Annotated in this window: 21 protein-coding genes; 14 read left to right on the top strand and 7 right to left on the bottom strand. The window is 68.1% G+C overall.

The annotated features are described in order from the left end of the window. Positions 1 to 2 precede the first annotated feature (2 nt). Together ACFYRU_RS23140 and ACFYRU_RS23135 are read left to right on the top strand one after the other, a co-directional pair. Positions 3 to 950, top strand: coding sequence for a DNA glycosylase AlkZ-like family protein (locus ACFYRU_RS23140; RefSeq protein ID WP_387662213.1), 948 nt, complete (start codon positions 3 to 5; stop codon positions 948 to 950). After that, positions 950 to 1,342, top strand: coding sequence for a YchJ family protein (locus tag ACFYRU_RS23135; RefSeq protein ID WP_387662211.1), 393 nt, complete (start codon positions 950 to 952; stop codon positions 1,340 to 1,342). Before ACFYRU_RS23140 ends, ACFYRU_RS23135 begins: the two co-directional genes overlap by 1 nt. On the opposite strand, the gene ACFYRU_RS23130 is transcribed toward ACFYRU_RS23135, so the two are convergent. Further along, positions 1,343 to 1,873: a YbhB/YbcL family Raf kinase inhibitor-like protein gene (locus ACFYRU_RS23130; RefSeq protein WP_387662209.1), complete on the bottom strand. Its 531-nt coding sequence runs from the start codon at positions 1,871 to 1,873 to the stop codon at positions 1,343 to 1,345. It lies immediately after the preceding gene. Positions 1,874 to 1,974: 101 nt separating this feature from the next. Here ACFYRU_RS23130 and cobT point away from each other — a divergent pair, with 101 nt between their 5' ends. From cobT to ACFYRU_RS23080, 10 genes are all read left to right on the top strand, one after another. Then, positions 1,975 to 3,036 carry a nicotinate-nucleotide--dimethylbenzimidazole phosphoribosyltransferase gene (cobT, locus tag ACFYRU_RS23125; protein WP_387662208.1) on the top strand — a complete coding sequence of 354 codons (1,062 nt, stop codon included), beginning with the start codon at positions 1,975 to 1,977 and terminating at the stop codon, positions 3,034 to 3,036. Further along, positions 3,033 to 4,271, top strand: coding sequence for a uroporphyrinogen-III C-methyltransferase (cobA, locus tag ACFYRU_RS23120; protein WP_387662206.1), 1,239 nt, complete (start codon positions 3,033 to 3,035; stop codon positions 4,269 to 4,271). The genes cobT and cobA overlap by 4 nt, the downstream gene beginning before the upstream one ends. Next, positions 4,268 to 5,074 (top strand): TrmH family RNA methyltransferase, encoded by an 807-nt coding sequence (locus ACFYRU_RS23115; protein ID WP_387662204.1) that lies wholly within the window; start codon positions 4,268 to 4,270, stop codon positions 5,072 to 5,074. The genes cobA and ACFYRU_RS23115 overlap by 4 nt, the downstream gene beginning before the upstream one ends. 201 nt (positions 5,075 to 5,275) lie before the next feature. After that, on the top strand, positions 5,276 to 6,748 hold the full coding sequence (locus tag ACFYRU_RS23110) for an APC family permease (protein ID WP_387662202.1): 1,473 nt from the start codon (positions 5,276 to 5,278) through the stop codon (positions 6,746 to 6,748). Positions 6,749 to 6,822: 74 nt separating this feature from the next. After that, positions 6,823 to 8,283: an FGGY-family carbohydrate kinase gene (locus ACFYRU_RS23105; protein WP_387662200.1), complete on the top strand. Its 1,461-nt coding sequence runs from the start codon at positions 6,823 to 6,825 to the stop codon at positions 8,281 to 8,283. Next, the gene (locus ACFYRU_RS23100; protein WP_387662198.1) at positions 8,280 to 9,683 is read left to right on the top strand and encodes an iron-containing alcohol dehydrogenase; all 1,404 of its coding nucleotides are present in this window, start codon (positions 8,280 to 8,282) and stop codon (positions 9,681 to 9,683) included. The genes ACFYRU_RS23105 and ACFYRU_RS23100 overlap by 4 nt, the downstream gene beginning before the upstream one ends. Next, entirely contained in the window at positions 9,680 to 10,465 is a 786-nt protein-coding gene (locus ACFYRU_RS23095) for an HAD-IIA family hydrolase (RefSeq protein ID WP_387662196.1), read from the top strand. Before ACFYRU_RS23100 ends, ACFYRU_RS23095 begins: the two co-directional genes overlap by 4 nt. Before the next feature lie 22 nt (positions 10,466 to 10,487). Next, positions 10,488 to 11,168 carry a hypothetical protein gene (locus ACFYRU_RS23090; protein ID WP_387662195.1) on the top strand — a complete coding sequence of 227 codons (681 nt, stop codon included), beginning with the start codon at positions 10,488 to 10,490 and terminating at the stop codon, positions 11,166 to 11,168. A 36-nt stretch (positions 11,169 to 11,204) separates the two neighbouring features. Beyond that, positions 11,205 to 11,723, top strand: coding sequence for a GNAT family N-acetyltransferase (locus ACFYRU_RS23085; RefSeq protein ID WP_387662193.1), 519 nt, complete (start codon positions 11,205 to 11,207; stop codon positions 11,721 to 11,723). Next, complete coding sequence (locus ACFYRU_RS23080; protein WP_387662191.1) at positions 11,711 to 12,259, top strand: hypothetical protein; 549 nt, start codon at positions 11,711 to 11,713, stop codon at positions 12,257 to 12,259. The genes ACFYRU_RS23085 and ACFYRU_RS23080 overlap by 13 nt, the downstream gene beginning before the upstream one ends. 4 nt (positions 12,260 to 12,263) lie before the next feature. Here ACFYRU_RS23080 and def read toward each other — a convergent pair whose 3' ends face one another. Together def and ACFYRU_RS23070 are read right to left on the bottom strand one after the other, a co-directional pair. Next, positions 12,264 to 12,863, bottom strand: coding sequence for a peptide deformylase (gene def, locus ACFYRU_RS23075; RefSeq protein ID WP_387662189.1), 600 nt, complete (start codon positions 12,861 to 12,863; stop codon positions 12,264 to 12,266). A gap of 52 nt (positions 12,864 to 12,915) precedes the next feature. Then, positions 12,916 to 13,731 (bottom strand): LLM class F420-dependent oxidoreductase, encoded by an 816-nt coding sequence (locus ACFYRU_RS23070; RefSeq protein ID WP_387662187.1) that lies wholly within the window; start codon positions 13,729 to 13,731, stop codon positions 12,916 to 12,918. A 71-nt stretch (positions 13,732 to 13,802) separates the two neighbouring features. Here ACFYRU_RS23070 and ACFYRU_RS23065 point away from each other — a divergent pair, with 71 nt between their 5' ends. Beyond that, a complete protein-coding gene (locus ACFYRU_RS23065) occupies positions 13,803 to 15,308 on the top strand; it encodes an AAA family ATPase (protein ID WP_387662185.1) in 1,506 nt (501 codons plus the stop codon). Positions 15,309 to 15,434: 126 nt separating this feature from the next. Here the strand turns inward: ACFYRU_RS23065 and ACFYRU_RS23060 are convergent, their stop codons facing one another. After that, the gene (locus tag ACFYRU_RS23060; RefSeq protein ID WP_387662183.1) at positions 15,435 to 15,836 is read right to left on the bottom strand and encodes an SRPBCC domain-containing protein; all 402 of its coding nucleotides are present in this window, start codon (positions 15,834 to 15,836) and stop codon (positions 15,435 to 15,437) included. Between the two features lie 53 nt (positions 15,837 to 15,889). Next, entirely contained in the window at positions 15,890 to 16,228 is a 339-nt protein-coding gene (locus ACFYRU_RS23055; RefSeq protein WP_387662181.1) for a winged helix-turn-helix transcriptional regulator, read from the bottom strand. A 65-nt stretch (positions 16,229 to 16,293) separates the two neighbouring features. Here ACFYRU_RS23055 and ACFYRU_RS23050 point away from each other — a divergent pair, with 65 nt between their 5' ends. After that, entirely contained in the window at positions 16,294 to 16,623 is a 330-nt protein-coding gene (locus tag ACFYRU_RS23050; RefSeq protein WP_387662179.1) for an NADPH-dependent F420 reductase, read from the top strand. Positions 16,624 to 16,862: 239 nt separating this feature from the next. Here ACFYRU_RS23050 and ACFYRU_RS23045 read toward each other — a convergent pair whose 3' ends face one another. Together ACFYRU_RS23045 and ACFYRU_RS23040 are read right to left on the bottom strand one after the other, a co-directional pair. After that, positions 16,863 to 17,417 (bottom strand): hypothetical protein, encoded by a 555-nt coding sequence (locus ACFYRU_RS23045; RefSeq protein ID WP_387662178.1) that lies wholly within the window; start codon positions 17,415 to 17,417, stop codon positions 16,863 to 16,865. After that, positions 17,407 to 18,222, bottom strand: a complete 816-nt coding sequence (locus ACFYRU_RS23040) for an oxaloacetate decarboxylase (protein ID WP_387662176.1) — start codon at positions 18,220 to 18,222, stop codon at positions 17,407 to 17,409. Before ACFYRU_RS23040 ends, ACFYRU_RS23045 begins: the two co-directional genes overlap by 11 nt. Positions 18,223 to 18,254 lie beyond the last annotated feature (32 nt).

Genomic DNA, 18,254 nt, shown 5'->3' with positions numbered 1-18,254 from the left:
TCATGCGGACCGTCACCCGGCAACAGGCCGTCGCCCACCGCCTGCGCGTGAACCACCTCGGCGAGCGGCTGCCGGGTGGATCGCACGAGCGGGCGGCGTACGTCGGCCTGCAGGACACCGCGCCGCGGGACGCGTTGCTTGCTCTGCACGCTCGCATGCAGGGATGTACGCCGACCGACTGGGAGCACCCGAGCCTGATCCAGACGTACAGCCCGCGCGCCGCCGTGTACGTACTCCCGGCCCGCGACTTCGGCGTCTTCACCTTGGGACGGCTGCCACTCGATCCGTCAGCGGTACGGCGGATCGATGCGCTGGCGGAACGGGTCTGCGAGGCCTTGGCCGGGCGGGAGTGTCGCGGTGCCGGCATCGACGGACTCCGTGAGGCCTGCGCGAGCGGGCGGATCGCGCTGCGCTGGGACACGACCTCGCTGTACGCGCGTGAGGTGCCGCGGCCGGCGATCGACGTACACGAGGCGCGACTGGAGCTGTGCCGGCGCCACATCAAGTACTTCGGACCCACGTCGCCGAAGGCGTTCGCCTGGTGGTCGGGCCTGTCGCCCGCCGACGCGCGGGCGGTGTGGGACGGGTTGGCGCAGGAACTGGTCGAGGTCGACTTCGACGGCGTACCCGCCTGGATGCTTCGTACCGAGGACTGTCTCGCAGCCCCACCCCGCGGCGTACGGTTGCTCCCGGCACCGGATCTCCGCCTCTTCGGCCGCGACGCAGGCGCCCGCTTCGTCGGCCCAGGTCTCCGCCACCTCACCCCGGCCGCCGACACCTTCCACCCGAACGGCGTACTGGCCGACGGCCGCATCGTCGGCGCCTGGGGCCGCAAAGGCGGCCTAGTCGACGTGATCCTCGCGGAAGACCTCAACCCCGAACAGCATGAGGCCTTGCGGGCAGAAGCCGCTGGTATGCCAGTACGAGATCCGGAACTACGTGTCACGTGATGACGACAGCGATCGGGGAGAATGGGGTTATGCCTTCTACCTGTCCCTGTGGGTTGAGTCAGCCGTACACCGTTTGCTGCGGGTCGCTTCACCAAGGCAGGGCGACCGCGGTGACGGCGGAACAGTTGATGCGGTCCAGGTACACCGCGTTCGTGATGCACGACGCGGACTACCTGCGGCGGACGTGGTCTCTCAGCACCCGGCCCGCGGCGATCGAGTTTGATCCGGATCGCCGCTGGACCGGTCTGGAGATTCTCGGTACCACCGGTGGGAGTGCCTTCCACACCGAGGGCACGGTCGAGTTCAACGCGCATCACAACACCGGCGTGCAGCACGAGAACAGCAGATTCACCCGTGAGGCCGGCGAATGGGTGTACGTCGCGGCGCTCTGACTACTCCGCGATCTGGTAGGTCGGGGTGATGACGGCGCGGGCCAGGGTGTGGAAGGCGAGGTTGAAGCCGACCACCGCCGGGCTGGCGTCTGCGTCCACGTCGAGAGCCTCAACGTCGATGGCGTGTACGACGAAGTAGTAGCGGTGCACCTGGTCACCGGCCGGCGGCGCGGCGCCGCCGTAGTTCTTGGTGCCGAAGTCGTTGCGGACGTGGAACGCGCCGTTGTCGAGGCGTTCGGTGGTGCCGGCGCCGGTGGGGAGTTCGGTGACCGTGGCGGGCAGGTTGACCAGGACCCAGTGCCAGAAGCCGGAGACGATCGGCGCGTCCGGGTCGAAGCAGGTGACGACGAACGCCTTGGTCTCCGCGGGGAATCCGGACCAGGTGAGCTGCGGCGAAGTGTTCCCGCCGGCGAACGCGTGCGCGTCGGCCAGCGGCTCGCCGTCGGCGACGTCGGTGCTGGTGACGGTGAACGAACCGGCCTTCGGGAGGAGTTCGTACGGGTCCGGTGTGACGGGACGATCGAGCGACATCAAGCAGCCCTCCGGCATCGAGTGACGTGTGGTGAATCCGACACTACTGTCCACAGACTGCCGCTCGGTCCGGGGGCGCACACTCGGGGATGCGAAGATCGGTGCGGAAGCTACGAGTGGAGGACCTGGTGGACGAGTACCTGGAGCGGATCCAGCCTGCGGACGAGACGGCGATGCGGGCGGCCGCGGAACGGCATGCGCGGCTGACGAAGCCGGCCGGCTCTCTCGGCGTACTCGAGGAGCTGTCGGTGAAGCTCGCCGGCATGACCGGCGCCCCCGCCGTACCAGGCGCTGCCGTCGTCACCGTGTTCGCGGCGGATCACGGCGTACACGCCCAGAACGTCTCACCGTGGCCGCAGGAGGTCACCGCCGCGATGCTCGCGAACTTCGCCGCCGGCGGCGCCGCGGTGAACGCCTTCGCCAAGAACAACGGCGTGGACGTACGAGTCGTCGACGTCGGCGTGGCGACCCCGGTGGAGCAGCTCGACATCGTCCACGCGAACGTCCGCCGCGGCACCCGTGACCTCTCCCAGACCGACGCCCTGACCGAGGACGAGGCCCGCCAAGCCTTCGCGGTCGGCTTCGACCTCGCGGACAAGCTGGTGCAGGACGGCTACCGCTGCCTGCTGACCGGCGACATGGGCATCGCCAACACCACCGCGTCCGCCGCCCTGATCGCGACGTTCACCGGCGCGACCGCCGATGCGGTCACCGGCCGCGGTACGGGGATCGACGACGCAGCGCTCGCCCACAAGACCTCCGTCGTACGGGACGCCCTCGCGCTCCACGCCGTACCACCGACCGAGCCGCTCACGGCACTCCAGGCGTACGGCGGCCTCGAACACGCCGCGCTCGCCGGCTACATCCTCGGCGCCGCGGCCAACAAGGTCCCGGTCATCCTCGACGGCGTGATCGCAGGCGCGGCGGCGCTCGTCGCGCAGGCGTTCGACCAGGCAGTGATCGACTACTGCGTCGCCGGCCACCGGTCCGCCGAGCCGGGCCACGCGGTCGCGCTGAAGCAGCTCGGCCTGCAGCCGCTCGTCGACCTGGACCTGCGGCTCGGCGAGGGGACCGGCGCGGTGCTCGCGTACCCGATCCTGACCTGCGCGGCCCGCGCGCTCGCCGAGATGGCCACGTTCGAGGACGCGGGGATTTCTTCGTGACGCACCAGTACCTGTCCGGTCTCGTCCTCGACGGGCGGCGCGTGGTCGTCGTCGGCGGTGGCGGTGTCGCCCAGCGGCGGCTGCCCCGGCTGCTCGAGGCGGGCGCCCGGATCGACCTGATCTCGCCGTCGATCACGCCCACGATCGAGGGCCTGCTCGGCAACCCGGCGCTCACCTGGGTCGAGCGCGGGTACGAGTCCGGCGACCTCGAGGGCGCCTGGTACGTCGTCGTCGCGACGGACGATGCCCTGGTCAACGACCAGGTGTCGGCCGAGGCCGAGGAGCTGCGGATCTTCTGCGTACGTTCCGACGACCGGTCCCGCGCGACCGCGTGGACGCCGGCGTCGGGGCAGCACGACAACGTGACGATCGGCGTGCTCGGTGGTGGCGACCACCGCCGGTCGGCCGCCGTACGGGACGCGATCCTCGAGGGCCTGCGGACCGGTGAGCTGGCGGCGCGGGACGTCGACCGGCGGCCCGGGGTGTACCTGGTCGGCGGCGGGCCGGGCGATCCGGACCTGATCACGGTCCGCGGGCGGCGGCTGCTCGCCGAGGCGGACGTGGTGGTCGCGGACCGGCTCGCGCCGCAGCAGCTGCTGGACGAGCTGCATCCGGACGTCGAGCTGTTCGACGCGGCGAAGTTGCCGCGCGGCCGGGCGGCGCAGCAGGAGGAGATCAACCGGATCCTGGTCGAACGCGGTCAGCAGGGGAAGGTCGTCGTCCGGCTCAAGGGCGGCGATCCGTACGTGTTCGGCCGCGGGTTCGAGGAGGCGCTGGCGTGCGCGGCAGCCGGCGTACCGTGGACCGTGGTGCCGGGCATCACGAGCTCGATCTCGGTTCCCGCGGTGGCGGGGATCCCGGTCACTCACCGCGGGGTGACGCACGAGTTCACCGTGGTGTCGGGCCACATCCCGCCCTCGCACCCGGACTCCCTGGTGAACTGGGACGCGCTGGCGCAGCTGCACGGGACGCTCGTCCTGCTGATGGCGGTCGAGAACCTGCCGGCTATCACCGCCCGGCTGATCGAAGCCGGCCGGCCGGCGAACACTCCCGCGGCGGCGATTGCCGACGGCACCCTTCCTGGTCAGCAGCTGGTGACCTCCGATCTGGCGGGGATCGCCGGCGTGATGAAGGAGAACGGCGTCGGCGCTCCGGCGATCGTTGTCATCGGCAACGTAGTCGAGGTCGCCGCACAGGTCGCGGCCGAGCGGGGTGCTGGAGCGGGGCGGGCGTGACGCTGGTTCCGATCGAGGACGCCGCCGACGAGCGGCTTGCTGATTACGTGCAGCTGCGGGAGGTGAATCTGCGCCGCCTGCTCGAGGAGGAACACGGGCTGTTCATTGCCGAGGGCGACAAAGTGATCCGCCGCGCCGCCGGCGCCGGGTACGAGCCGCGCTCGTTCCTACTCGCGCCGCGCTGGCTCGACTCGCTGCGGGACGTCCTCGAGCAGTGGCCGGACAAGCCCGTGTACGTCGTCTCGGAGGAGCTGGCCGAACAGGTCACCGGGTTCCACGTACACCGCGGCGCGCTCGCCTCGTACAAGCGCCGGGCCGCCTTACCACTTCCCGAGCTGCTCGGCACCGGCGTCCGACGGATCGCGATCTTCGACGACATCGTTGACCACACCAACGTCGGCGCCGGCTTCCGGGCCGCGGCCGCGCTCGGCGTCGGGCTCGTCCTGATCACGCCGACCTGCGCGGACCCGTTCTACCGCCGGTCGATCAAGGTCTCGATGGGTACGGTCTTCCAGGTCCCGTGGACCCGCCTGCAGAGCTGGCCGGGCGAGCTGAAACTGCTGCAGGACAACGGGTACGTCGCCGCCGCGATGGCGCTCACCGACGACTCGATCACCCTCGACGAACTCGCCGCCCGCAACGACGAGAAGCTCGCGCTGATCTTCGGCACCGAAGGCCACGGCCTCAAACCGAACGTCCTCCGGCACGCCGACCTCACGGTGAAGATCCCGATGGCAGGCGGCGTCGACTCCCTCAACGTGGCATCCTCAGCAGCAGTAGCGTTCTACGCCACCCGACCCTGAGCAACACACCAGGGCTTTCCAAGCATATTTGACATTGGCGCCCTGAAAATAGGCTGGAATGCCGCTGAAGTGGACCCAGAATTAGCGCCTGTGTGATTCCCCCGCGAGTATTTCTTCGTTGACTTCAGTGCACCTCTGACTCATTGTCTCCTTGTGGCTGCGATCGCAGCCGAGAGCTGCGCGTTTGAGTGGGAGTTCCTCGTGGTCACAAAACAATTCGAGTCCGAGATGCCGGCGCAGCGCTCGGGACTCCGGCGCAATGCGGTCGGGCTCGGCGGCGCGGTGATCATGTCGGCAGCCATCATGGGGCCGGCCGTGTCGACGTTCTTCAACCCGCAGTTCTCCACGCCGTTCTCCGGTGCGGCGACGCCGTTCGTGTACCTGCTCTGCCTGGTCGCGATCCTGATCACCGCCACCGGAATCATGGAGATGTCGGCGCGGCTGCCGAGCGCCGGTGCGTTCTACACGTACGTGTCCCAAGGCATCGGCCCGCGGGCCGGCTTCGTGACCGGCGGCCTGATGTTCGTGGCGTACGCGCTCCTACCACCGGCCGAGATCGGACTGATCGGGTCGTACCTGCAGGCGACCTTGAAGTCCGAGTTCGGGATCAGCCTGCCGTGGTGGCTCATCGGTCTGGTCCCAGCAGTCGCGATGACCGTGCTGGCGTTCGGTGGCATTCAGTCGTCGCTGAGGACGGCGCTGGTCTTCTTCACGGCGGAAGTGATCGTTGTCGTGACGCTCGCGGTGATCGTGGTCGCCCGGGGCGGTGCCGACGGGCTGAGCGCGGCCCCACTCACTCCTGGAGCCTCTCCCCACGGGGTCAGCGGTCTGGTGACCGGCTTCGTCTTCGCGGCCCTGAGCTTCGTGGGCTTCGAGGCTGCGGCGACGCTGGGTGAGGAGGTACGTCAGCCGGCACGCAATGTGCCGAAAGCGATCGCCCTCTCTGTGATCTGCGTCGGTGTGTTGTACGTGTTCTGCATCTGGGCCGAGGTCATCGGGGTCGGTACGCAGGCGGCCAACAAGCTGGACGGGACGTCGACGCCGTGGAACGATCTGGCATCCACCTACGCACCCTGGATGAAGCTGCTGGTGGTGCTGGCGGCCGCGTCGTCGATGTTTGCCGTGATGGTCAACTCGAACAACGGGATCGTGCGAATCCTCGCCGTGATGGGGCGCGAGGGCATGTTGCCGAAACTGTTCGCGCACATCCATCCGCGCCACAAGACACCAACGAATGCTGTGCTGGTGCAAGGCGTGTTCTCCGTCGTCATCGCTTTCGTAGTAGGCAGCATCGCGGGTGGTCTCGGCAATCCTGTCGGTGGTTCGAACGTGTACGGCTACCTCGGATTCCTGCTCACGCTGGGCATTCTGCCGGTCTACGTTCTGACCAATGTCGCAGTGATCCGGTTCTTCCGGGCCCGCCGTGAGTTCAGCGTGCTTCGGCACGGAGTCCTTCCTGTGCTGGCAATTCTGCTGATGGTCGGTTTGCTCGCCGGCCAGGTCGACGAGCAAACGACCGCGCCGTACACCTGGTTTCCCTGGGTCATCGTCGGCTGGGTCGTAGTGATCTCCGCGGTAGCGATCTGGCTTGGGGTCAATCGTCCGGACAAGCTGGCGGTCGCCGGCGCGGTGATGGCAACCGGCGAAGCGTCGGACACGGGGACCAGCCGGTAGCCGGCGGGCCGGCGTCCCGGACCGTCCGCAGAAGAAGCAAGGCCGACGAGGAGTGGCTTGACGTGGGATATCTGATGGGCGTCGACGTGGGATCGCAGAGCGTCAAGGCCGTCCTGGTGGATCCTGACGGTGTCGCAGTGGGGACAGCGTCCTCCCCGCTGACGATGTCGTATCCGCGGGCCGGCTGGGCAGAGCAAGATCCGGATACATGGCTTCAGGCTCTGCGCAACGTCATCGGCCAGCTGCAGGCATGGCGGCCATCCGCACAGATCGACGTCCTGGCCCTCGCGTGCCAGGTTGACGGTCTGGTCGCCATGGACGCAGACGGCCGAGCACTCCGACCAGCAATCATCTGGCTTGATCGACGGGCCACACGGGAAACTGATCAGCTCGTCGCTGCCGTGGGTCGAGACCGCCTGTTCGACCTCACGGGGCTGAACGCTGATGCCTCGCATACTGCCCCGAAGATGATGTGGCTCCGCCGGCATGAGCCGGAGGTCTGGGAGCGGACCGCGCTGTTGGCGCCGGTCTCGACCTATCTGGTAGCCGCCTTGACCGGCGAGCTCGCTCAGGATGCGGCCAACGCAACGTCGACCATGCTGTATGACCTGTCGACCGGAACCTTCAGTGCGGAGCTCTGCGATGCCGCCGGCATAGATCCCGCCCTGCTCCCGCAGGTGCTGGCGTCCACTGATGTCGTGGGAACAGTCCAGCCGGAGATGGCGAAGCGACTCGGCCTGAGTGCGGACTGCAAGGTGATCGTCGGGACTGGCGACGAACACGCTGCATCGCTCGCGGCTGGTGCGGTACTTCCTGGCGTTGTCGCGGACGTCACAGGTACCGCAGAGCCGGTCACGGTCGCGACTCTGACGCCGGTATTCGATGCCGAGCGGCTCGTTGAAACGCACCGTCATGCCGTGCCGGGTCGCTGCCTGATCGAGAACCCGGGATTCGTGTCCGGCGGCAGCACGCTCTGGCTGGCCAGCGAGGTGTTGAGCGTCCCGCAGTCCAAGGTGTTCGACCTCGCGGCGAGCGTGCCCGCGGGCGCCGACGGTGTTCGTTTTCTCCCGGCGTTGTCCGGTGCGACGGCACCGCGATGGAACGATCGCATGCGCGGCAGTTTCGCTGGGTTGTCGATGAACCACGGGCGCGGCCATCTCGCCCGGGCCGTGCTTGAAGGATGCGCATTCGCTCTCCGAGACATCGTCGATCGGCTCGCGGCCATGCGCATCGCCGGCGACGACGTACGGGTCGTCGGCGGTGGCGCGCGAAGCCCGCTCTGGATGCAGATCAAGGCGGATGTGCTCGGCCGGCCGGTGCGCGCAGTCCTGGCGCCCGAGCCCACAGCCTTTGGCGCCGCGATGCTCGCAGGGGTTGCGACCGGGCAGTTCAAGGATTGCGACGATGCTGTTTGGCAAGCTGTGCAGTTGACCGGATCAGCCGTCGACCCCGACCCGTCGCGCGTTGGCGTCTACGAGCAGGCATACGAGGAGTACCGCTCCCTTTTCGACGGTGTCGAGGCGGCACTGACATGAACGCGGTTTCCGAAACCGGCATCGCCGGCTTACAGGAGGTCAAGACCTTCGCGACCGATCCTGCGGCGATCGGTCTTCGTACCGTGGTGATCGGTGCCAACGCTCTCGATGACTTGATGAGTGTGGTCGACAGCCTGCTGGTCGGCCCGCGTCGCACGGTTCTGCTTGTGATGGACGCGGTCCAGTACAGGCGGTGTGGCCAGGATCTGAAGGATCTGGTGGCGAGTCGTCTCAGCACACGGCACCTTGTACGGCGTGCCGTACTGGGCGGCGACACTCCGCAGCGCCGGGTTCATGCCGACGAGACGACTCTGGCCTTCCTGTACTACGCCGCACGTGGCGCCGATCTGCTGGTCACGGTCGGCTCAGGAACGCTGGTGGATCTCGGCAAGGCAGCCGCAGCCCAGCGCGATCTGCCTCATGTTGTCGTTCAGACCGCGGCGAGCGTGAACGGGTTTGCCGATGACCAAAGCGTCCTGCTGCGGGACGGCGCGAAGCGCACCACTCCGACGCGTTGGCCGGACGCCCTCCTTGTCGATGCCGACGTCATCCGGGACGCCCCGGTGTCGCTGAATGCAGCTGGTGTCGGTGATCTGCTGTCCATGTTCGTCGCACCCGCTGACTGGCTACTGTCGTCTGCGCTCGGGTTGGGCGCGCGCTACAGCTCGGAGCTCGTCGACCTGGTGCGTGTGCATGGGCCGCGCTTGCTGTCGCTGGCCAGGGACATCGAGAACGGCGCCCCTGAGGCTCTTCTCGATCTCACCCGGCTGCTGACGCTGAGCGGTCTGACGATGGGGGCGGCAGGTTGCACATCGCCGTCGTCCGGATCTGAACACGTGATCTCACACCTGCTGGAGATGCGGCTCGGATCGAGATCTGCGTGGCACGGTGCACAGGTGGGCGTCGCGACGGTCGTCGCGTCCGCTCTGTGGGCACGGGTGAGAGCTCATTTGCGCACTGGAGAGATCAGGTGCCACATCCCGGAGACCGATGTCGCACGTGCTCGCGTGTTGTCGGCGTTCGCGGACCTGGAGCCCAAGGGGCGTACGGCTGAGGAATGCTGGAACGCCTACTCGCGCAAGTTGAACTGGCTCCGGAGCCACGCCGGCCACCTGGAGGCATTCCTGGGCGATTGGAGCCGGATCGACAGCGAGGTTGATCGGCTCCTGGTCACTCCAGAACAGCTGACCAGCGCGCTGCATGACACCCCGATTCCGCTGCGATTCGGGGACCTCGGACCACAGTACGACAGACCAACCGTCGCGTGGGCTGTCGCGAACGCGCATCTGATGAGAGACCGGTTCACAGTTGCGGACCTTGCCGATCTGCTCGGTATCTGGAACCACGGGGATGTCGAGGCGCTGCTCGACGGGTTGGCGCAGTTGGGAGCTGGAGCATGACGTCGCAGAAGGTGCAGCAGTATGCGGGCTACGGCTTTGATCTTGACGGAACGCTGTACCTGGGCGATGAGGCGCTGCCGGACGCAGCCATGACGGTCCAGCTGCTGAGAGCGCGCGGCGCCAAGGTTGTCTTCGTGACCAATAAGCCTCTTGAGCGTGCGGCTGAATACGCCGCAAAGCTGACCTCTCTGGGTATCGACGCGGTCGAGCAGGACGTGATCACCGCGCTGGATGTGCTTCTCGATTATCTCGACCACCGCCATCCCCGTGCGACCGTTCTTACGGTTGCAGAGGCGCTCGTGAAAGAGGCGCTGACCCTGCGGGGATTTGAGGTCACGGACATCCCCGAGAAGGCATCTGTGGTTGTGGTTTCGTTCGATCGAACCTTCGACTACGCGAAGCTGGTGGCGGCGTATCAGGCGGTGCGCTCGGGAGCCGTCATTGTGGCCACCAATCCTGACGCCTATTGTCCGACGCCGGAGGGCGGCCTGCCGGACTGCGCGGCGATGCTGGCCGCAATCGAGGCCTGCACGGGCGAACGCGCGGAAGCGGTGGTAGGCAAGCCCAGCCCGTACATGGGGCTTGCCTTCCTCGACCGTCTTGGAGTTCCGGCGCAGGATGCCGCATTTGTCGGAGACCGGCTGACAACGGATGTTGTGATGGCCCAGCGCGTCGGGGCCGCGGGAATCCTCACTCTGACCGGAGCGTCGACGCTGCGTGATGTGACTGACTCTGACATTCACCCGGATGCGGTTATCGAATCGCTGAAAGCACTGCTCTGATTGTGCCGAGAGGAAAGTATTGATGGTCGAGTTCATTTTTATGCTCACCCATGACGACCGCACTGTGGACGACGCACTCGAGGTGCTGGAGACGCTCACCGGCACCGGGTTGCGCTATGTGGGCTTCAAGGATGTCGGCGCGACGCCGGCGCGCCAGCGTGAGCTGACGGACCGGGCTCACGATGCCGGAATGGAGGTCATGCTCGAAGTCGTGTCGACGAGCGTGGACGAGGAGTTCGAATCCTTGCACGCCGCGCGAGACGCGGGAGTCGATTGGGTTCTGGGCGGGACCAACCCGGATCTCGGGATGGCGCTCCTCGACGACACCGGTATTCGCTATTGTCCTTTCCCCGGGACGATCATTGGGCATCCCAGCGAGCTGACGGGAGAGATCGAGGACATCGCCAGAGATGCGAAGGTGCTCAGCGGGCACGGTGGAGTAACAGGAGTCGATCTGCTCACCTACCGCCACCGGACAGCAGATCCGGCCGAGCTGACCCGCGCCGTGGTCGCCGCGTGCTCAGGACCAGTCATCGCGGCCGGTTCGGTCTCGCGAGTGGAGCAGATCGAGTTGCTTGCGGCCGCCGGGGCGTGGGGCTTTACGATTGGCGGCGCGATCTTCGAGCGCAAGCTGCCCGGCGGCGACACGGTCGCCGGCCAGGTACGGGCTGTCCTGGACATCACGAACCGCAAAACGGAGTGATCGAGAGGTCCGCCACCCGGCCCTGAGGGGGGAGCCGTGCGTACGACGGAACGCCTGGTACTGCGGCCGTTTCGCGAATCCGATCTCGACCCGTGGGCCGCGCTGAACGCGGATCCCGACGTGACGCAGTACCTCGGCCCGCCACTGACCCGGGCGGAGTCCGACCGGATCGCCGCGGCGGTGAACGCGTCGTACGAGCAGAACGGGTACGGCTTCCTCGCGGTCGAGCGTCGCGCCGACGGGGCGTTCCTGGGCGCAGCCGGACTCTCGCGCGAACAGTGGTACCCGGACGACCTGGAGATCGGCTGGCGCCTCGCCCGCGAGTACTGGGGCCATGGCTACGCAACCGAAGCGGCGGCCTCGTGGCTCGACCACGGCTTCACGACCCTCGGGCTGCCCCGGGTTATTGCGGTGACCGACACCCCGAACGTCCGTAGCATCGCGGTCATGCGCCGACTCGGGATGACCTTCGACCACGAGGCGGTGCTGACCGAGGACGGCGTACCGTTCGACGCCACCATCTACTCACTGAAGCCTGAGGCATGGCGAAGGTAGTACTCGTCACCGGCATGCAGGCCGCCGGGAAGTCCACGATCGCGCCGTTGCTGGCCGCGCGCCTCGGTCCGCCGGCCGCGACGCTGGACGGGGATGTGTTCTACCGCGGCGTGGTTGCGGGTGCGGCCCAGATGACACCGGACCCGTCCGCCGAGGCGATCCGCCAGTTGGAATTGCGGTACGACGCCAGCGCCCTGGTCGCTCAGCACTACGCGGACAACGGGTTCGGCTTCGTCTGCAGCGACATCGTGCTGGGGGAGCACGTCGCGCGCTGGTTCTCCCGGCTGCGCGACGTCGACCCGTACCTCGTCGTACTCGTGCCGTCGGTCGAGTCGATCGTGGCGCGGGAACTCGGCCGCGGCGGCGGAAACTCGTACCGCGACTGGCAGGAACCGGGCGGCTCGCTCGAGAACGCCGTACGAGCACTCCAGGCCGGGCTGGACGAGATCCCGTGCCGCGGGCTGTGGCTGGACACCACCGGGCAGACCCCGGAGGAGACCGTCGACGCGATCGACCTGGAGAAGGCCCACTGGTGACCGCTCAGGTCGCCGGGGTTTCCGCCTGGTCGTGGTCGACCATCGGGGAGACCGGCCAGTCGGTCGGGTAGTCCGGAGCGAACTCCTCGGCCTCCGCGAACAGGCGCTTGCGGTACTTGCGGGAGAGCCGGTCGCCGAAGACCATGCCCTGCGTGTGGTCGGTCTCGTGCTGCAGGCAGCGCGCCAGCAGGCCGTTGCCCTCGTACGTGACCGGCTGGTTGTGGTGGTCGACGCCGGTGACCTTCGCATAGTCGGGGCGGGCGCACTTGGTGAACGCACCGGGCAGCGACAGGCAGCCCTCGTCGCCCTCGTCCAGGTTGCGGTCCTTGCCCTCCGGAAGCTCCAGCTTCGGGTTGCAGACCACGCCCTGTACGTGGTTGCCGTCCTTGTCCGGGCAGTCGAACACGAACAGCTGCAGGTCCACCCCGACCTGGTTCGCGGCCAGGCCGACGCCTTCGGCCGCGTTCATCGTCGCGACCATGTCGGCGACCAGCGTCTGCAGCTCGTCCCCGAAGTCGGTGACAGGCTGATTGACCCGGTGCATGACGTCCTCACCCCAGCGGGTGATAGGCCGCACCGAACCGTTCCCAGGCAACGTAGACATGCCGGAAAGTGTAGGCCGGGTGACAGCAACGGCGGTCACCCGGCCGGTTGTGCTACTTCGAGTTGACCTCGTCGCGCCAGGCGACCCACTCACGGAGCAGACCGAGGTCGTAGTCCGGACCGCCCGCGTGCACCGTGAACAGCCGGGTGCCGACGTCGAGCAGCTGCTTGCCGATCTCCTCCGGCTTCTTGTCGCCGACGCCGACCGAGCGCTCGATCTCGCCGGGGTTGCGGCCGATCGTCCTGCAGTGCTCGTCCAGGACGGCGTGCTTGTGCGCGATCGTCTCGGCGTCGCCGAACCCGTGCCAGATGTTGGCGTGCTGCGCGACCAGCTTCAGCGTCTTCTTCTCACCGCCGCCACCGATCAGCACCGGGATGTCCCGGGTCGGCTTCGGGTTGAGCTTGGTCCAGCGCTGCTCGATCCGCGGCAGCGCCTCACCGAGCGCGTCCAGCCGGCCGCCGGCCGTACCGAAGTCGTAGCCGTACTCGTCGTAGTCCTTCTCGAACCAGCCGGAGCCGATGCCGAAGATCAGCCGGCCGTCGCTGATGTGGTCGACGGTGCGCGCCATGTCGGCGAGCAGGTCGGGGTTGCGGTAGGAGTTGCAGGTGACCAGGGCGCCGATCTCGACCCGCTCGGTCGCCTCGGCCCAGGCGGCGAGCATGGTCCAGCACTCGAAGTGCAGGCCCTCGGGTTCACCGCTCAACGGGTAGAAGTGGTCCCAGTTGAACAGGACGTCGACGCCGATCTCCTCGGCCGCGGCGGCCGTCCGCCGGATGTCGGCGTACTGGGCGTGCTGGGGCTGGACCTGCAGACCGATCCGGACGGGGAACGCACCGTACGGCCGGTCGGTGGACTCGGAAGCTGTCATGGTGGAGATCCTATCCGGCTTTTCGGAGGAGCCTCCGGATAGACCGGAATCTTCGAAGGGGGTACGGCGGGATGGCGGACGACGTCGACGAGTTCGCGCGGTTGTTCACGCGCTTCCTGGAGCGGATGCAGGCGGCGGGTGGGTCGCGCCCGGAACGGGAGGGCCTGCGGGAGCGGCTGCGCGGGCATCTCGGTCTCGACCCCGAGCAGGTGCCGGTGGTCGCGACGTCGTACCCGTCGTACGACCTGCCGAACGTCCAGCGCGCGATCGAGGCGTGGTTCGACTCGTTCGAGGTGATCGGGCTCGCCGGGTCGAACCGGAGCCACCACTCGCTGGGCGAGCTGCTGGAGCTGGCCGAGTACGACCGGTTCTGGATCGGGGCGGTCGACTACCAGCGGCTGCAGATCGACGTGGACGAGGACATGGACTGCGTCGCGTTCGGGTTCTACCTCGGGGTGCGAGGGGAGGACCGGTACGTCGCGTTGCTGCGGGCGGCGAACCCGCAGTACGGGCGTTCCAGCGTCGATCTGGAGATTCTCGTCGGTTCGAAGGAGGCGGGCGACCGGTTCCTCGGGGCGTTGCCGGAGTTGATCCGGGAGTACAACGTGTTCCGGGGGAAGGTGGTGTCGTTCGAGGGGCACGAGTTCGGGCACGGCGTGGGGCCGTTCCGGTTGCATCCGCGGCCGGGGCTCACGCGGGCGGACGTCGTACTGCCGGACGGCGTGCTGGAGCGGATCGAGCGCGAGGTTGTCGGGATCGCCGAGCATCGCGAGACGCTGCTGGCGGCCGGGCAGCACCTGCGGCGCGGGGTGTTGCTGTACGGGCCGCCGGGCACTGGGAAGACGCATACGATCCGGTATGTCCTGTCGCAGTTGCCGGCCTTCACGGTCGTGCTGCTGGCGGGGACGAGCATCCACTTCATCGCGCAGGCCTGTGCGCTGGCGCGGATGTTGCAGCCGGCGCTGGTCGTCCTGGAGGACTGCGATCTCGTCGCCGAGGCCCGTGACTTCTCGCTGGGCGCGGAGAATCCGCTGCTGTTCCAGGTGCTGAACGAGATGGACGGGTTGGCGCAGGACGCGGATGTCGCGTTCCTGCTGACGACGAACCGGGCGGACCTGCTGGAGCCCGCGCTCATGCAGCGCCCCGGGCGGGTGGACATGGCAGTCGAGGTCCCGCTCCCGGACGCGGACGGTCGGGCGCGGCTGCTGCACCTCTACGGACCTGGTCTCGACCTGTCACCCGAGCTGGTGGCGGAAGTCGTCGAGCAGACGGCCGGCACGACGGCATCGTTCATGAAGGAGCTCGTACGCCGCACGGTCCTCCTGGCCGCCGAGTCAGCCGAGCCCCCCGCCGCCAACCACCTACGCGCAGCCGCCGCCGAACTCCTCTCCTCCCAAGACACCCTCACCCGCCGCCTACTAGGCGCCACCAACACTGAACCGCCGGAGCCCGGTGCTGGCCCCAGCGAGGCAGGCCCGGGCGGTCCCGGGCCGGGGATCGCGCCGCCCGCCGCGGGGTCCGGTGCGGTGCCTCGGCGAGGGCCGTTGCCCGCGGTCTACAAGGGCACCATCGGCTGAGATCTTGGCCGTAGGGTGAATCCCCAGGCCATCTCAATCAGCAGATCTCGGCGCGCTCCCGCTGAGCTGCGCCGGTGCCGGCCGATTGTGATGGCCTGGGGATCCGCACCACCAGCGTGCTCGCGTTCAGCTGAAGTAGGTGGCGAGGTGGGTGAGCATGGTGGTTACGCCGGGTTTGATGGGGATCTCCTGGTCGTCGGTCAGGCCTACGCTCTGGTAGTCGAGTTGGGTGCGGTTGCCGTCCAGGGCGGTGAGGGTGATCGTGATGTGCTCGGCGGGTTCGGCGAAGTCGAGTTCGACGTGGTGGGGTAGGTCCAGGGCACCGAAGTGGAGGGTGAAGGGGACCTCGGTGTCGTCGTTGACGAAGACTGCGGAGATCTCGCCGCCGGGGCGGGCGTCGATGGTGACCCGGTCGGACGGCGTACGGAAGCCGTCGGCGACGAACCAGGCGGCGAACGGTTCGGGGTCGGTGAAGGCGCGGACGACCTCGGCGGGTGGTGCGTCGACGATCTGCTGCAGGGTGAACATGGCTCGTACCTCCATCGGAATCGGGCTGACTCCAACAGCGTGCGGCCGGGGGCTTACGGTTTGTTTCCGGTCGGGAGTTGGTCGGCGTAAACCGCGGCCCAGTCGCCGAGCGCGCGGATCGGTACCAGCAGATCCTTGCCCGCGGTGGTCAGCGAGTACTCGACGCGTGGCGGCGCCTCGGCGTACCGCTGCCGCTCGACCAGGCCGTTGTGTTCGAGGCGGCGGAGCGTCTCGGTGAGTACCTTCTGGCTGATCCCGCCGATCTGCCGGCGGAGTTCGCCCGGGCGGGCCGGGCCGTGGGCGAGTGAGTACAGGACGACCATCGGCCAGCGCCCGCTGATCACGTCGGCGGCGACCCGCGCCTGACAGTCCGCGAAGAATCGTGGCTCCACCCGTCCATTGTGCGCGGTCCGTTGGGCACCGGGAGGTGCGCATCGAACTGTCTACCGTCAGGACCATGCGAATAGGAACACTGGGCAACGGACTGATGGCCGAGGCACTGGCGGACGGTTGGATCCGCGCCGGACACGACGTGATGATCGGCGGCCGCTCGCTCGAACGCGCCGCCGAAACAGCTGAACGCGTCGGCGCGGTCGCAGGCACGCTGGAGGAAGCGGCGTCGTACGGCCAGGTCGTACTGCTGGCCGTACCAGCCGAGGTCGCGGCGGACGTAGCCCGCCTCGTCCCCGACGGCACGACCCTGATCGACTGCACGAATGCGATAATTTCACGCTGGCCCTGGACTCTGTTGCAGAGGATGTGGCGGCCGCGGTCGGGCCTGGGGTGAGGGTGGTGAAGGCATTCAACCTCGCCGCTGACACCGTCTGGCGGAAGCCACCGCCGGACCTGGGTGTGCCCATCTGCGGCGATGCCGGGGTGGAGCAGGTGGCGGGGCTGGTGCGGGACCTCGGGTGTGTGCCGGTGTCCGCGGGTGGGTTGAGGAGGGCGAAGTTGCTGGAGGCAACGGCTGCGTTGGTGATCGGGATCTGGGTGGGCGGGGGAGACGTGCGCGGGATGTTTCCGCCGCTAGCGGACGCGTTCGGGACGGTCTTGCCGGGCTAGGCGGAGGCTCCAGGCGGGGAACAGCAGGTAGGTTCCGGCCCAGCTGAGGCCGGCGACGAACGTCCAGGCCGGTGCGTTGTCCATGTCGTCCACGCCCATCAGGATGCCCGGTACGCCGACCAGGCCGAGCAGCATGACCACCCCGGCGAGGAGCGCGGGGCGCCTGAGCGCTGACGACTTGTGCCAGTGGACCGCCACCAACCACACCCCGATCAAGCCGAACCCGAAGCTCGACCACAACCCCGCGAGATAGAACCCGGTGATGCCGCCGAGGACGAGGACCGTGCCGACAACGGTGACCACCGCGCCGACCGCGGCGAACCCGAGCAGCACGGTGAGGCGCGGCCGTAGTACCCAGGCGAGCGCGAAGCTCAGGACACCCAGCACAGCGTTACCGACGTCGTTGATCGGACCGAAGACACCCGCTCCGCCGTAGAACACAATCAGGCACAGGCAGGTGGCGAAACCCACGATCGCGTGGGTCAGCGCCACCTGCCGCAACGACCGATCAGTATTCACCCTTGGATGATCGCGCAAAGAGCTGGTTCAGGTCAGCCTGTGGGATCTGGTCCGCCGCGAACGTGATCGTGCCGCAGGTAGCCAGTTCCTCCGCGCTCCGGCGGATGAAGCCGAGCGCGGCCCGGGCGATCGACCCGCCCAGGCTGATCCGCGTCACCCCGGCAGACTGCAGATCGGCGACGGTCAGCGTCGACGTACCGAGGCCGATCACCACGTTCAACGGCCCGTCGATCTCCCGTACGAGCGTGCGGATCGCGTCGAGCGAGTTCACCCCAGGCACGTACAGGCAGTCCGCGCCCGCAGCACGGAAGCGATTAGCCCGGTCGATCGATTCGTCCAGCGAGGTCGGCGTACGGAGCAACTGGCCGTCCGTCCGCGCGGTCAGCACGAAGTCGGCGCCCGCCGCCTCCCGCGCCGCCACGATCCGCTCCACCGCGAGCGAGACGTCGTACAGCTCCCGCCCGTCGTAGTCCTCGATGTTCCCACCCGCCAGCCCGGCCGAACGCGCCAGGCTGATCGTCTCCGCCACCCGCGCCGGTCCGGCGCCGTACCCGTCCTCGAGGTCCCCGTTCACCGGTACGTGAACCGCCGCGGTGATCTCGCGGACGCGCTCGAACATCTGATCCCGCGACACCGCCGGCGCGCCGTCGGGCAGCGTGTGATCGCCCTTCGCCATCGAGAACGCGATCCCCGCGCTCGTCGTCGCGATCGCCGGGAAGCCGGCCGCGGCGAGCAGCACCGCACTGCCGGCATCCCAGGCGTTCGGCATCACGAACCGCCCGGCATGCAACTCTCGGAAAGTCATACCGCGAGTCTTTCACCCCGGCGGTGCGGCCA

Origin of the sequence: Kribbella sp. NPDC004536, from assembly GCF_042873835.1 — a bacterium.
Taxonomy (GTDB): domain Bacteria; phylum Actinomycetota; class Actinomycetes; order Propionibacteriales; family Kribbellaceae; genus Kribbella.
This window is presented reverse-complemented; position numbering and strand designations above follow the sequence as displayed.